Here is a 12,544-nt window from a genome sequence, read left to right on the forward strand (position 1 = left end):
GGCCGGGGCCGGTGTGGTGCCGGGTCCGGCGTCGTGTGCGGGTGGCGGCGAATTCGTTGGCGGTGGACCGTCGTGCGCCCCTAGGCTGCCCCGGTGCTGGATTCCGGACATACCGATCGGCTCGGGCGGCGGGTCACCCTGCGTCCGGTGGACGACGACAACTGGCGGGCGGTGGCCGACCTGGCCCCCCGCGACGACCAGCGGGGGTGGGTGCCCGCGCTGGCGGCCCGCTACCTGGTGCTGACCTCGCGTTCCGAGGTGTGGACGTCGCTGGCGGTCCACGCCGACGAGACCGTGGCCGGCCACGTCATGTGGGGCGTGGACGACGACGGGTCGCGGTGGATCGGCGGGATGCTTGTCGACGCCGCCGAACAGGGTCGGGGGGTGGGCCGGGCCGCCGTGCGTACCCTCGCCACCTGGCTGGTCGGGCAGGACGGCGGGCACCCCGTCCGGTTGTCGTACCACCCGGACAACACGGCCGCCGCGAGGCTCTACGCCTCGCTGGGCTTCACCCCGACGGGGGCGGTGGAGGACGACGAACTGGTCGTCGAGCTGCGCCGCTGACCGGGCGCGGGGTCACTCCTGCTCGATGACGGACAGGATGTTGCCGGCCGGGTCGGTGAACCAGGCGATCGTCGGCCCGTTGTCGCGCATGATCCCCCGGTCGTCCTGCGGCAGCCCCGGGTAGCGCGCGAACCGCACCCCGCGTGCGGTCAGCTCGTCGACCGCCCGGTCGACGTCGGCTACCGGGAAGTTGAGCACGGTGAACGTCGCCGGCACGTGGTCGGCCTTGGGATAGACCACCACGTCCCGGTCGCCGGCCAGGTGCAGCATCAGCAGCCCACCGGGGCCGCCGAGCTGCGACACCCGCAGGTCGAGGGTGCCGGCGTAGAACTCCCGGGCCCGGTCGGTGTCGTCGGCCGAGAACCCGCTGAACGCCTTCGTCTCCCGGAACATGCCCTTCTCCCTCACCGTCGGTGGCGTACCGCCGCCTCCGGTCTACCAGGGCGGGCCGACAGAACCGACCGGGTCAGGGCGTGTCGTCCGGTTCGGTGGGGACCGCGACGTGCAGCCGTACCTGGGGGACGAGCATGTCGTCGACGTCCAGCGCGCGGGCCGCGCCGTCCGGCTCCCAGCCGGTGCTGGTGAGGAACCTACGGGTCGCCTCGTCGCCGTCGAACGTCCAGGCGACCGCGTGGGTGAACCCGTCGCCGCGCCAGGCGTCCACGGCGGCGGCGAGCAGCCGGCTGCCGTGCCCGCGCCGACCCCAGCGCGGCTCGACCAGCAGGTCGGTCACCGCGACCACCCCGGCGCCCAGCGCCGTGGCCGGCTCGCCCGGGGCGAGCGCTTCGGCGTCCGCCGGCCCGGAAGCCGCGAACCCCACCAGATAGGATTGCTCGGCCTGTTCCACGGCGACGAGCACCTGGTGTGCGGCCGAGGGCGGCTCCTGCACCGCCGCGCTCCACCGCCGGGCGAGCCACGCCTCGTCCAGGTTGTCGAGCACGTGCCGGGGCAGCAGCCGACGGTACGCGACCCGCCAGGTCGCGAGCTGCACACGGGCGATCTCGGCGGCGTCCTCGGGACGCGCCGGGCGGACGTACCCCAGAGCCATGGCACGAAAGCCTAGGCCACAGCGAGGGAGACGACGGTGGCGCAGGGGGCCAGGCGGACGGCCGGGCAGGTCGTCGCGGTGGTGGTGCTCGCCGTCGCGGTGGCCGCCTTCCTCTCCGTGGCGGCCGTCCGGCACGGCTTCTTCGACCTGAAGGTCTACTACGGCGCGCTGCACTTCTGGGTACACGACCACGGCGAGATCTACGACTACCTCAAGCCCGGCACCCAGTACGGCTTCACCTACCCGCCGTTCGCGGCCCTGGTGATGCTGCCGATGGCGTACCTGCCGTGGCCGGCCGCGATCACCGTCAGCGTGGCCGCCACGGTGGTGGTCAGCGCGGTGCTGGTGTGGTGGCTGCTCGACCCGGTGGCCCGGCGGGCCGGCTGGACCCGGTGGTTCGTCCTGGCGGTGGCGCTCTGCCTGGCCGCCGCGTTCGAGCCGATGCGGGAGACGGTCAACTTCGGCCAGGTCAACATGCTGCTGCTGTTCCTGGTGGCGGTGGACCTGCTGCGGCTGCTGCCGGCCGGCAACCGGTGGGCCGGGGTGGGCATCGGGCTGGCCACCGCGATCAAGCTGACCCCGGGCGTGTTCATCGTCTACCTGCTGATCACCCGGCGGTTCCGGGCCGCCGGCACCGCCGTCGCCGCCGCCGCGGCGGCCACCCTGCTCGCCGCGGCCATCTTCCCGGACGCCGCCCGGGAGTTCTGGACGTCGGCGCTGTGGAACACCGACCGGGTGGGCGAGTTGGCGTTCGTGTCCAACCAGTCGCTGCGCGGGGTGGTGGCCCGGCTCGACCCGGAGCACCCGAGCACCCTGGCCTGGCTGGCGCTGGTGCTGGTCACCCTGGCCGTCTGGGCGTGGCGCTGCCGGGCCGCCGTGGCCGTCGGCGACGAGGCCACCGGGCTGGCCCTGACCGGCGCGCTGATGTGCCTGGTCAGCCCGGTCACCTGGGTGCACCACCTGGTCTGGTTGATCCCGGCGCTGATCCTGCTGGTCGACAACGCGGTCGCCGCGCCCGCCGGCAGCCTGCGGCGGCGCGCGCTGCTGGCCGGCGCGGTGGTCGGCTACGCGCTGCTGTGCAGCCGGATCGTCTGGGCCTGGGAGAAGGACTTCACCGGGATCGGCGGCTTCCTGGGCAGCAACACCTACGTCTGGATCAGCCTCGCCCTGCTGGTGCTGCTGCCGATCCGCACCTGGGCGGCGCCGGTCGGCGGCCGGCCCGGCGACCCGACGGGACCGGTCGACCCCGGCGTCGGGCGGCGGCCGGCCGGCTCAGCCGGGCAACCGGCCGGTGTAGCGCAGTTCGTCGAGGTGGACCGGGGGACCGCCACCGGCCAGCGGCACCGGGTAACGGGACCGCTCGCCGTCGACTGACAGGCCGGCCCGCTCGTAGAACCGGCGGGCGCGGGTGTTGTCGGCGAGCACCCAGAGCCGGTACTCCCGCCAGCCGCGTGCCGCCAGCCCGTCGCGGGCGGCGGCGAACAGGGCCTGCGCGGTGCCGTCACCCCAGTGCGCCGGCTCGACGTACATCGCCAGCACCTCGCCGTACGCCGGGTCCAGGTCGCCCCGGTCCTGGTTGTTGCGGTACGGCCCGAAGGTGGTGAACCCGGCCGGCAGCCCGTCGACCTCGGCGAGCAGGGTGGTGAACGGGTGCTCCGGGTCGGCCGTGCCCACATCCCGCCGGCGTTGCGCCCACGCCACCGGGTTGAGTCGGACCAGCACCTCGGCCGGCATGATGCCGGCGTACCCGGCCTGCCAGCCGTGGATGTGCACCCGGGCGATCGCCTCGGCGTCGTCGGGCTCCTCGCGGCGGATGGTGAGCATGCGTCCGTTCTATGCCCCGACGGGCGGTCGGTCCAGCGTCCGCTCCGGTGTCGTACCACTGGTCTAGGGTCGTCGGCGATGGTCGCACCGGAATCGCTCTCGCTCGCCCAGGCCCGGCGGATGACGCTCGCCGCCCAGGGTTTCGCCGACCCGCCGCCCGCCGGGGCGCCCACCCGCCGGCACCTGCGCCGGGTGCTCGACCGGGTCGGGCTGATCCAGATGGATTCGGTCAACGTGCTGCAACGGGCGCACTACCTGCCGCTCTACAGCCGGCTCGGGCCCTACCCGACCGGCCTGCTCGACACGGCCGCCTACCGCCGCCCGCGTGAGCTGTTCGAATACTGGGGGCACGAGGCGTCCCTGGTGCCGGTGGGGCTGCACGCCGCGCTGCGCTGGCGGATGGCCAAGGCCCGCGACGACGCCTGGGGCGGGATGCGCCGGATCGCCGCCGAGCAGCCCGAGCTGGTCGCCTGGGTGCGCGACGAGGTGGCCGCCCGGGGGCCGCTGACCGCCGCCGAGATCGAACACGACGCGCCCCGGGAGACCGGTCACTGGGGGTGGAACTGGTCGGCGGTGAAGCGGGCGTTGGAGTTCCTGTTCTGGGCCGGCGAGGTCACCGCCGCCGACCGGACGCCCTCCTTCGCCCGCCGCTACGACCTGCCCGAACGGGTGCTGCCGGCGGCCGCGCTCGACGCCCCCACGCCGACCGACGCGCAGGCGTACCGCACCCTGGTCGCGGTGGCCGCCCGGTCGCTGGGGGTGGCCGCCGAGCCGGAGCTGCGGGACTACTTCCGGCTCCCGCTGGCCGGTGCCCGGCAGGCGGTCGCCGACCTGGTCGAGGCCGGTGAGCTGGTGCCGGTGACGGTGCAGGGGTGGCGGCAGCCGGCCTGGCGGCACGTCGACGCCCGGCTGCCCCGCCGGGTCCGGGGCAACACCCTGGTCAGCCCGTTCGACCCGCTGGTCTGGGAGCGGGCCCGCACCGAGCGGCTGTTCGGCTTCGGCTACCGGATCGAGATCTACGTGCCGGCCGCGCAGCGGGTGCACGGCTACTACGTGCTGCCGTTCCTGCAGGGCGAGCGGTTCACCGCCCGGGTCGACCTCAAGGCCGACCGGAAGGCCGGGGTGCTGTTGGTGCCGGCGGCCTGGCAGGAGCCCGGCATCGACCCGGGGGAGACCGCCGTCGCGCTCGCCGCCGAGCTGCACCGGCTCGCCGGCTGGCTCGGCCTGGACGCGGTCGCCCCACCGGCGGCCGGTGACCTGGCCGCCCCGCTGACCGCCGCGTTGCGCAGCCTCACCGGTGTACCGTGAGGCCGTGACGAGCGTTGACGGGCCGACCGGGCCGACCCGGTCGGGGCAGGGCACCGATCCGACGTCGACCGGTGCCGCACCGGCCGGCACCACCCACACGCTGAGCGACCCGCCCCCCGTCGACGCGCCGGCCGCGCCGCACCCCCACCCGGCGGCGGGCGCGGGCGTCGACGGGTTGCCGCCCGGGTCCTGGCCGGCGGGGCCGCCGGTGGTGTGGCAGCCGCCCGAGCCGGACCGGCTCACCCGGTTCGTGCTCCGGCTGCACGCCCGTTCGCCGCGCTGGGCGGCACCGCTGGCCGCGCTCGGCTGCGTCGCCGCCGGGATGGGGTACGCGCTGGTCAGCGAGCCGACCACCAGCGACCCGGACGCCGCGCCGAGCTGCCTGCTCAAGCTGACCACCGGGCTGGACTGTCCGGGCTGCGGGGGCACCCGCGCGCTGTGGTACCTGCTGCACGCCGACCTGCCGGCCGCCGCCCGCCACCACGCCGTGTTCGTCTTCGCGGTGCCCTTCCTGGCCTACCTCTTCGTCGCCTGGGCGGGTCGGCAGGCGTTCGGGTGGCGGCTGCCCGAACTGCGGCTCAGCTCCCCGGTGATCGGCGGATTCCTCGCCGTCTGGATGGCCTTCTCGGTGCTGCGCAACCTGCCCTGGGCACCGTTCACCGCGCTGTACGTCTGACCGGCCGGGGCCGGGTGGGAGACGTTGGCCACCCGCCGCCGCCCCCGGCCGGAACTGTCCATGATCTCGCTGGTCAGCGCGGTGGCCCGAGTTTCCCCGCAGCCCACCGGGCCACTACAGTCGCAGGAATGCCGGAGATGGTGCAGCCCCAGGTGCAGTTGATCGCGTGGACCCAGTTCCAGGCCCCCGACGGCGTGCCGTGGTCGACCGACGCCGAGGGCGGCCAGGCGCTCGCCGAGTTCGCCGGCCGGGCCTGCTACCAGAGCTGGAAGAAGCCGAACCCGGCGACCGCCACCAACGCCGGCTACCTGGCGCACATCCTGGAGGTCGGGCACCTGTCGGTGCTGGAGCACGGCAGCGTGACGTTCTACTTCACCGGAGTGTCCCGCTCGTTCACCCACGAGCTGATCCGGCACCGGCACTTCTCCTACTCCCAGCTCTCCCAGCGTTACGTGCCGGAGCGGGACGCGGCGATGGTCGAGCCTGCGGTGATCGCCGACGACCCGGAGCTGCACAAGCGGTTCGTCGAGGCCGCCGAGGCGAGCGTGCGGGCGTACACCGAGCTGCTGGAGGGGCTGGAGCAGCGGTTCGCCGACGAGCCCAACCCGACGCTGCGCCGTAAGCAGGCCCGGCAGGCGGCGCGGGCGGTGCTGCCCAACGCCACCGAAACCCGGATCGTGGTCACCGGCAACTACCGCGCCTGGCGGCACTTCATCGGGATGCGGGCCACCGAGCACGCCGACGTGGAGATCCGTGAGCTGGCCGTGGAGTGCCTGCGGCAGCTCCAGCGGGTCGCCCCGAACGTCTTCGCCGACTTCGTCGTCTCGGCGCTGCCCGACGGCACCGAGGTGGCGACCAGCCCGCACGCACAGCTGTCCTGAGCCCTTCCCCACCGGCTGTCCGGTGCTCGTCCGCTAGGTTGTGAGCATGACGCACGACCACCCTGCCGCCCCCGACCGGGGCCTGTCGCGCCCGTTCGGGCGGCTGCTCACCGCGATGGCGACCCCGTTCACCACCGACGGCTCCCTCGATCTCGACGGGGCCGTCCGGCTGGCGACCTACCTCGTCGACGAGCAGGGCAACGACGCGCTGGTGCTCAACGGCACCACCGGCGAGTCGCCGACCACCTCGGACGCGGAGAAGGAGACGCTGATCCGCGCGGTGGTCGAGGCGATCGGTGACCGGGCGCAGATCGTGGCCGGCGTCGGCACCAACGACACCCGGCACACCATCGAGTTGGCCGCCGCGGCCGAGAAGGCCGGCGCGCACGGCCTGCTGGTGGTGACCCCGTACTACAGCAGGCCGCCGCAGCGGGGGCTGGTGGCGCACTTCACCGCGGTCGCCGACGGCACCGGCCTGCCGATCATGATGTACGACATCCCGCACCGCGCCGGGGTGCCGATCGAGACCGAGACGCTGGTGCGGCTCGCCGCGCACGAGCGGATCGTCGCGGTCAAGGACGCCAAGGGCGACCTGACCGCCACCGGCTGGGTGACCAGCCGCACCGACCTCGCCTTCTACAGTGGCGAGGACTCGCTCACCCTGCCCACCCTGGCGGTCGGCGGGGTCGGGCTGGTCGGCACGTCGACCCACTTCACCGGCGCGCTCGCCAAGCAGATGATCGAGGCGTACGACGCGGGTGACACCGGCACGGCGCTGGCCCTGCACCGGCGGCTGCTGCCGCTGTTCACCGGGATCTTCCGCAGCCCGGGCACCATCCTGGTGAAGGCGGGCCTGAACGTGCTGGGCCTGCCCGCCGGCCCGGTGCGTCCGCCGCTGGTGGACGCCACCGACGACGAACTGGCCCTGCTGCGCGCGGACTGCGCGGCGGCGGGCCTGGACCTGCCCGAATGATCGAACGACACGACGGACGCCGGGTTACGGCGTCGCAGAATGAGGTGGACGCGTGACCGAGGCGCAATTCGAGGGTGAACTTCCCCCGCCGCTGCCCGAGGGCGGGCTGCGGATCATCCCGCTCGGCGGACTCGGTGCCATCGGCCGGAACATGACCGTCTTCGAGTACGACGGCAAGCTGCTGATCGTCGACTGCGGGGTGCTCTTCCCCGACGTGGAGCAGCCCGGGGTGGACCTGATCCTGCCCGACTTCGGGCCGATCCTGGACCGGCTGGCCGACGTGCAGGCGATCGTGCTGACCCACGGTCACGAGGACCACATCGGCGCGGTGCCGTACCTGCTCGCCCACAAGCCGGACATCCCCCTGGTCGGCTCCCAGTTCACCCTCGCCCTGGTCGAGGCGAAGCTGGCCGAGCGGCGCATCCAGCCCTACACGCTGACCGTGCGGGAGGGCGGCCGGGAGCGGCTGGGCCCGTTCGAGTGCGAGTTCTTCGCGGTCAACCACTCGATCCCGGACGCCCTCGCGGTGGCCGTGCGTACCCCGGCCGGCCTGGTGCTGCACACCGGTGACTTCAAGATGGACCAGCTCCCGCTGGACGGCCGGATCACCGACCTGGCCGGCTTCGCCCGGCTCGGCGCGGAGGGCGTCGACCTGCTGCTGTCGGACTCCACCAACGCCGAGATCCCCGGTTTCGTCACCCCGGAGCGGGAGATCGGGCCGGTGCTCGACTCGATCTTCGCGAAGGCGAAGGGGCGGATCATCGTCGCCTCGTTCGCCTCGCACGTGCACCGGGTGCAGCAGGTCTTCGACTCGGCGCTGGAGCACGGCCGCAAGGTGGCGCTGATCGGCCGGTCGATGGTCCGCAACATGGGCATCGCCCGCGACCTCGGCCTGCTCAACATCCCGGCCGGTCTGGTGATCGGCATCGAGGAGGCCACCACGCTGCCGCCCGACCAGATCGTGCTGATGTCCACCGGTTCGCAGGGCGAGCCGATGAGCGCCCTGGGCCGGATGGCCAGCGGCGACCACCGGCACATCACCATCGCCCCCGGCGACACGGTCGTGCTCGCCTCGTCGCTGGTCCCCGGCAACGAGACCTCGGTCTACCGGGTGATCAACCGGCTGGCCCGGGCCGGCGCGGTGGTGGTGCACAAGGACGTCGCCAAGGTGCACGTCTCCGGGCACGCCCCGGCCGGTGAACTGCTCTACCTGCTCAACGTGGTGCGCCCGAGCAACCTGATGCCGGTGCACGGCGAGTGGCGGCACCTGCGGGCGCACGCCCGGCTCGGCATCGAGTCCGGCGTCGCCCCGGACCGGGTGGTGATCTGCGAGGACGGCGACGTCGTCGACCTGGTCGAGGGCCGGGCCAGCGTGGTCGGGCACGTGAAGAGCCGCTACGTCTACGTCGACGGCCTGGCCGTGGGTGACGTCAGCGAGTCGCTGCTCACCGAGCGGCGGATCCTCGGTGACGGCGGTTTCATCGCCACCACCGTCGTCGTCGACTCGGTCACCGGCAAGGTGGTCGCCGGCCCGACCCTGTCGGCGAAGGGCTTCTCCGAGGACCCGGCCGCGTTCAACCCGGTGATCCCGCTGGTCACCGAGGCGCTGAACCGGGCCGCCGCGGACGGCATCACCGATCCGCACCAGCTCCAGCAGATCGTCCGGCGCACCGTCGGGCGCTGGGTCAACGACGCGTACCGCCGCCGCCCGATGATCGTCCCGACCGTCGTCGAGGTCTGAACGGGTTCCCCACCGGCCCGTTCGCGCGGTCGGCTCAGCGGTGGCGCAGGGTGGCCACGATCAGGTTGGGGTCGGTCGCGGTGACGTAGGCGGCGCTGGCCACCAGGACCGTGTGCCCGCGTACGGCCACCGAGGTGGGGTTCTGGAGCCCGTCGGCACCGGTCAGCAGGGTCCGGGTCCGCCCGTCGTGGTCGATGCCGACCACCGTGTTGGGCCCGTTGAGGGCGGCGACGACCCGGCCGTCGGGGGTGAACGCGAAGTCGTCGATGCCGACCAGCCCGGTCGCCCTGACCTCGACGGCTCCCGGGCGGCCCTGCCGCAGCGGAATCCGCAGCAGGGTGCCCTGGTCCAGGTTGGTCACCCAGACCGCGCCGCCACGCACCTTGACGCCGTTGACGCCGAGGAAGCCCGTCGCGGCGAGGGCGGACGCCGACGACCAGACCCGGGCCGGGCCGCCGGCCAGCGGCACCGTGGAGACGGTGCCGAGCACCGAGTCGGTCAGGTAGAACGTCCGGCCGGCCGGGTCGAGAGCCAGCCCGTTCGGCAGCCCGGTGGCGGGCAGCGCGGCGATCCGCCGGGGCGGCTGACCGGGCGTCAGCCGGTAGAGGCCGGTGCCGGCGGCGTCGCCGCTGGCGTACAGGAAGTACAGGGTGCCGTCGCCGGTCCGGACGATCCCGGTGGTCAGGGCGAAGCCGAGCACCGGGGTGTGCACACCACCGTCGGCGGGGGCGGGCAGGGTGGCCAGCACCCGGGTCCGGCCCGCCGGTTCGACGGCGACGACCTGCCGGGCCGCCGCGAAGGTGAGGTAGGCGGTGCCGTCCGGGGCCCACGCGATGTTCTCCGGGAGCTGCCCCGTCGTCGGGTCGAAGTGGACCGCGATCCGGGCCGGCAGGGTCGACGGGCCGGAGGTGGCGGCCGGGACGCTTCCCGCCGGGCCGGCCACCGCCGGTGCCGGGTGCGTCGCCGGTGCGGCCAGGACGCCGACTGCCGCGACGGCCACCGCGAGGGTACGGATTCTTCTGCGCATGGTTCGTCCTTCGTGGGTGCGCGGACCCGCCGAGCGGGTCCGGTTGCGGGCACGGACGACCGGACGCCCCGGTCGGAGCGCCGTCGTCGCGTGGTGTGGCGCGGCGTCGGACCGCACCGGACGACGGTGTCCGGCGGTGGGCCGCCGCAGCGGGAGGGGACGCCGGCACCTGTGTCGCCGGAAGCGGGAGTGGAGGGTCAGCCGCGCTCGGGCAGGGGTTGCCGGGCGGTGGCGCGGCCGGTGACCGCGGCGTGCACCAGCAGGGTCATCGCCGCCTGCGACGGGGAACCCGGTGCGGTGGTGGCGACGACGACCGTCTGGTCGTCCTCGGTGCGCAGGCTCTGCTGGGTGACGGTCAGCGCGCCGACCAGCGGGTGCCGCATCTCGTACGCGGCGGTGCCGCCGGCCTTGACCCGGTGGTCGGCCCACCGGGCGGCGAACTCGGGGCTGCCCACCGCGAGTTCGCCGACCAGCGTGGCCAGCAGCGGGTCCGTCGGGTGCTGCCCGGAGGTCATCCGCAGGGTCGCCACCACGGCCCGTGCCTTGGCCGGCCAGTCGACGTACAGGTCACGGGTGTGCGCGTCGAGGAAGACCAGCCGGGCCATGTTGGGCCGCCGGTCCGGCCGGTCCACCGCGTCGGGTTCCAGGTGACCGGCGAACAGGGCGTGCCCGGCGGTGTTCCAGGCCAGCACGTCGAGCCGGCGGCCGAGCACCAGCACGGGCACGTCCCCGAGGGCGGCGACGAGCTGGTGTACGGCGGCGTCGACCCGTTCCGGCGGGGGCCGGCGGACGGCCGGGCGGCGGGGGCCGGCGGCCAGCCCGGACAGGTGGCGGCGTTCCGCGGCGTCGAGCCGCAGCGCCCGGCTGAGCGCGTCCAGCACCTCGGGTGAGGCGTTCGTGGCCTGCCCCTGCTCCAGCCGGGCGTAGTACGAGGCACTCACCCCGGCCAGCAGGGCCAGTTCCTCCCGGCGCAGCCCCGGCACCCGCCGTCGGCCGCTGTAGGTGGGCACCCCGGCCTCCTCCGGGCTGAGCCGGGAGCGTCGCGAGCGGAGGAACTCGCCGAGCTGTCGTTGCGCCTGCATGGCTCCCAGTATTGGCGGCGGCCACCCGGCCAACCACACCCTGCGGGGGATAGGCAGGACGGAGATCGGGTGGCCAGGCGGTCACCGTACGTCGATAACTGCGGTTCGGCTCATCCGAACGGTGGCCGCCTCCGTACCTCCGTCCGGCGGGCGTACCCCGCGTCGGCCGGGAGGAGCATGACGGATGGACCGCAGACGGATGACAGCGATCGGCGTCGTGCTGGCGGCAGCGGGACTGACGGCGGCGGTGACCCTGCCGTCGTTCGCCGGCGACCAGGGCACGCCACGCGCCGGGGGGCCCGACGCCCGCGCGGCCGGCGGACCGGCCCCCGAGGTGGTGGACGCGCTCAGCCGCGACCTGCGGATCAGCCGGGACCAGGCGGTCCGGCGGTTGACCGCCGAGCAGCAGGCCGCCGTCCGGTTGACCGGGCTGCGGGCGGCCCTCGGCAACGACTACGGCGGGGCCTGGCTCAGCGGCGACGGGTCCACCCTGAACGTGGCGGTCGCCGACCCCGCCCAGGCCGACCGGGTCCGGGCCGCCGGTGCGGTGCCCAAGCCGGTCGAGCGCGCGGTCGGCGAGCTGGACGCGGCGAAGACCCGGCTCGACGCGGTGGGCGGGCAGGCGTCCCCGGCCATCGCCGGCTGGTACGTCGACGTCGCCACCAACTCGGTGGTGGTGCTCGCCCAGCCGGGTGCCGAGGCGCGGGCCCGCCGGTGGGCGGCGGGCAGCGGGGCCCCGGCGGACGCGGTGCGGGTCACCACCTCCCGGGAGCAGCCGCGCCCGCTGTTCGACCTGGTCGGCGGCGACCCGTTCTTTATCAACGACGTCGGGCGCTGCTCGATCGGCTTCTCCGTGGTGGGCGGGTTCGTCACCGCCGGGCACTGCGGCCGGGTCGGTGACCGCACCACCGGGTTCAACCAGGCCCGGCAGGGGGTGTTCGCGGCGTCGTCGTTCCCCCGTGACGACTGGGCGTTCGTGCGGACCAACGGCCAGTGGACCCCGCAGGGGGTGGTCAGCGACTTCAACGGCGGCACGGTGCCGGTCAACGGCTCCACCGAGGTGCCGCCCGGCGCGTCGATCTGCCGTTCCGGCTCCACCACCGGGGCCCGGTGCGGCGTCGTCCAGGCCCGCAACGCCACCGTCAACTACCCGGAGGGGACGGTGACCGGCCTGACCCGGACCGACGTCTGCGCCGAACCGGGCGACTCCGGTGGCTCGTGGATCGCCGGCGACCAGGCGCAGGGGGTCACCTCCGGCGGCTCCGGTGACTGCACCGTCGGCGGCGTCACGTTCTTCCAGCCGGTCAACGAGATCCTCCAGCGCAACAACCTGACCCTGGTCACCGCCGACGGCGGCCAGCAGGGGACCCGACGCGGTCGCTGAGCACCCCGGTACCGCGGCCCCCGACCTCCACCGCCC

Annotated in this window: 13 protein-coding genes; 8 read left to right on the forward strand and 5 right to left on the reverse strand. The window is 74.4% G+C overall.

Annotation, left to right across the window (positions count from 1 at the left end):
* The first annotated feature begins 93 nt into the window (after window positions 1–93).
* Entirely contained in the window at window positions 94–564 is a 471-nt protein-coding gene (locus tag FJK98_RS07840; protein WP_145918427.1) for a GNAT family N-acetyltransferase, read from the forward strand.
* A 12-nt stretch (window positions 565–576) separates the two neighbouring features.
* Here FJK98_RS07840 and FJK98_RS07845 read toward each other — a convergent pair whose 3' ends face one another.
* Together FJK98_RS07845 and FJK98_RS07850 are read right to left on the reverse strand one after the other, a co-directional pair.
* Window positions 577–957 (reverse strand): VOC family protein, encoded by a 381-nt coding sequence (locus tag FJK98_RS07845; protein WP_145918428.1) that lies wholly within the window; start codon window positions 955–957, stop codon window positions 577–579.
* Between the two features lie 73 nt (window positions 958–1,030).
* Complete coding sequence (locus FJK98_RS07850; RefSeq protein ID WP_145918429.1) at window positions 1,031–1,612, reverse strand: GNAT family N-acetyltransferase; 582 nt, start codon at window positions 1,610–1,612, stop codon at window positions 1,031–1,033.
* Window positions 1,613–1,648: 36 nt separating this feature from the next.
* On the opposite strand from FJK98_RS07850, the gene FJK98_RS07855 reads away from it, so the two are divergent.
* Window positions 1,649–2,986, forward strand: a complete 1,338-nt coding sequence (locus tag FJK98_RS07855; RefSeq protein ID WP_145918430.1) for a glycosyltransferase 87 family protein — start codon at window positions 1,649–1,651, stop codon at window positions 2,984–2,986.
* Here the strand turns inward: FJK98_RS07855 and FJK98_RS07860 are convergent.
* A complete protein-coding gene (locus FJK98_RS07860) occupies window positions 2,885–3,436 on the reverse strand; it encodes a GNAT family N-acetyltransferase (RefSeq protein ID WP_145918431.1) in 552 nt (183 codons plus the stop codon). The genes FJK98_RS07855 and FJK98_RS07860 overlap by 102 nt on opposite strands.
* Window positions 3,437–3,514: 78 nt before the next feature.
* On the opposite strand from FJK98_RS07860, the gene FJK98_RS07865 reads away from it, so the two are divergent.
* The 5 genes from FJK98_RS07865 (at window position 3,515) to FJK98_RS07885 (ending at window position 9,015) form a co-directional block, all read left to right on the forward strand.
* Window positions 3,515–4,744, forward strand: a complete 1,230-nt coding sequence (locus tag FJK98_RS07865; protein WP_145918432.1) for a winged helix-turn-helix domain-containing protein — start codon at window positions 3,515–3,517, stop codon at window positions 4,742–4,744.
* Between the two features lie 4 nt (window positions 4,745–4,748).
* Window positions 4,749–5,420, forward strand: coding sequence for a DUF2752 domain-containing protein (locus FJK98_RS07870; protein ID WP_145918433.1), 672 nt, complete (start codon window positions 4,749–4,751; stop codon window positions 5,418–5,420).
* A gap of 137 nt (window positions 5,421–5,557) precedes the next feature.
* A complete protein-coding gene (thyX, locus tag FJK98_RS07875; protein WP_145922631.1) occupies window positions 5,558–6,301 on the forward strand; it encodes an FAD-dependent thymidylate synthase in 744 nt (247 codons plus the stop codon).
* A gap of 46 nt (window positions 6,302–6,347) precedes the next feature.
* Complete coding sequence (gene dapA, locus FJK98_RS07880; RefSeq protein WP_145918434.1) at window positions 6,348–7,274, forward strand: 4-hydroxy-tetrahydrodipicolinate synthase; 927 nt, start codon at window positions 6,348–6,350, stop codon at window positions 7,272–7,274.
* Window positions 7,275–7,326: 52 nt separating this feature from the next.
* Window positions 7,327–9,015, forward strand: a complete 1,689-nt coding sequence (locus FJK98_RS07885) for a ribonuclease J (protein WP_145918435.1) — start codon at window positions 7,327–7,329, stop codon at window positions 9,013–9,015.
* 34 nt (window positions 9,016–9,049) lie between these two features.
* Here the strand turns inward: FJK98_RS07885 and FJK98_RS07890 are convergent, their stop codons facing one another.
* Window positions 9,050–10,042: an SMP-30/gluconolactonase/LRE family protein gene (locus tag FJK98_RS07890; protein WP_145918436.1), complete on the reverse strand. Its 993-nt coding sequence runs from the start codon at window positions 10,040–10,042 to the stop codon at window positions 9,050–9,052.
* 197 nt (window positions 10,043–10,239) lie between these two features.
* Window positions 10,240–11,124, reverse strand: a complete 885-nt coding sequence (locus FJK98_RS07895) for a helix-turn-helix domain-containing protein (RefSeq protein WP_145918437.1) — start codon at window positions 11,122–11,124, stop codon at window positions 10,240–10,242.
* A 184-nt stretch (window positions 11,125–11,308) separates the two neighbouring features.
* Between FJK98_RS07895 and FJK98_RS07900 the strand changes: the two genes are divergently transcribed.
* Entirely contained in the window at window positions 11,309–12,508 is a 1,200-nt protein-coding gene (locus FJK98_RS07900; protein ID WP_145918438.1) for a S1 family peptidase, read from the forward strand.
* The last annotated feature ends 36 nt before the right edge of the window (window positions 12,509–12,544 follow it).

The sequence above is a fragment of the Micromonospora sp. HM134 genome (assembly GCF_007833915.1).
Lineage (GTDB): Bacteria > Actinomycetota > Actinomycetes > Mycobacteriales > Micromonosporaceae > Micromonospora > Micromonospora wenchangensis.

What these genes read in the sequence shown, in the direction of transcription:
- FJK98_RS07845 (WP_145918428.1), bottom strand. Translation starts at nt 957, where the DNA reads ATGTTCCGGGAGACGAAGGCGTTCAGCGGGTTCTCGGCCGACGACACC.
- FJK98_RS07850 (WP_145918429.1), bottom strand. Translation starts at nt 1,612, where the DNA reads ATGGCTCTGGGGTACGTCCGCCCGGCGCGTCCCGAGGACGCCGCCGAG.
- FJK98_RS07860 (WP_145918431.1), bottom strand. Translation starts at nt 3,436, where the DNA reads ATGCTCACCATCCGCCGCGAGGAGCCCGACGACGCCGAGGCGATCGCC.
- FJK98_RS07865 (WP_145918432.1), top strand. Translation starts at nt 3,515, where the DNA reads ATGGTCGCACCGGAATCGCTCTCGCTCGCCCAGGCCCGGCGGATGACG.
- thyX (WP_145922631.1), top strand. Translation starts at nt 5,558, where the DNA reads ATGGTGCAGCCCCAGGTGCAGTTGATCGCGTGGACCCAGTTCCAGGCC.
- dapA (WP_145918434.1), top strand. Translation starts at nt 6,348, where the DNA reads ATGACGCACGACCACCCTGCCGCCCCCGACCGGGGCCTGTCGCGCCCG.
- FJK98_RS07890 (WP_145918436.1), bottom strand. Translation starts at nt 10,042, where the DNA reads ATGCGCAGAAGAATCCGTACCCTCGCGGTGGCCGTCGCGGCAGTCGGC.
- FJK98_RS07895 (WP_145918437.1), bottom strand. Translation starts at nt 11,124, where the DNA reads ATGCAGGCGCAACGACAGCTCGGCGAGTTCCTCCGCTCGCGACGCTCC.
- FJK98_RS07900 (WP_145918438.1), top strand. Translation starts at nt 11,309, where the DNA reads ATGGACCGCAGACGGATGACAGCGATCGGCGTCGTGCTGGCGGCAGCG.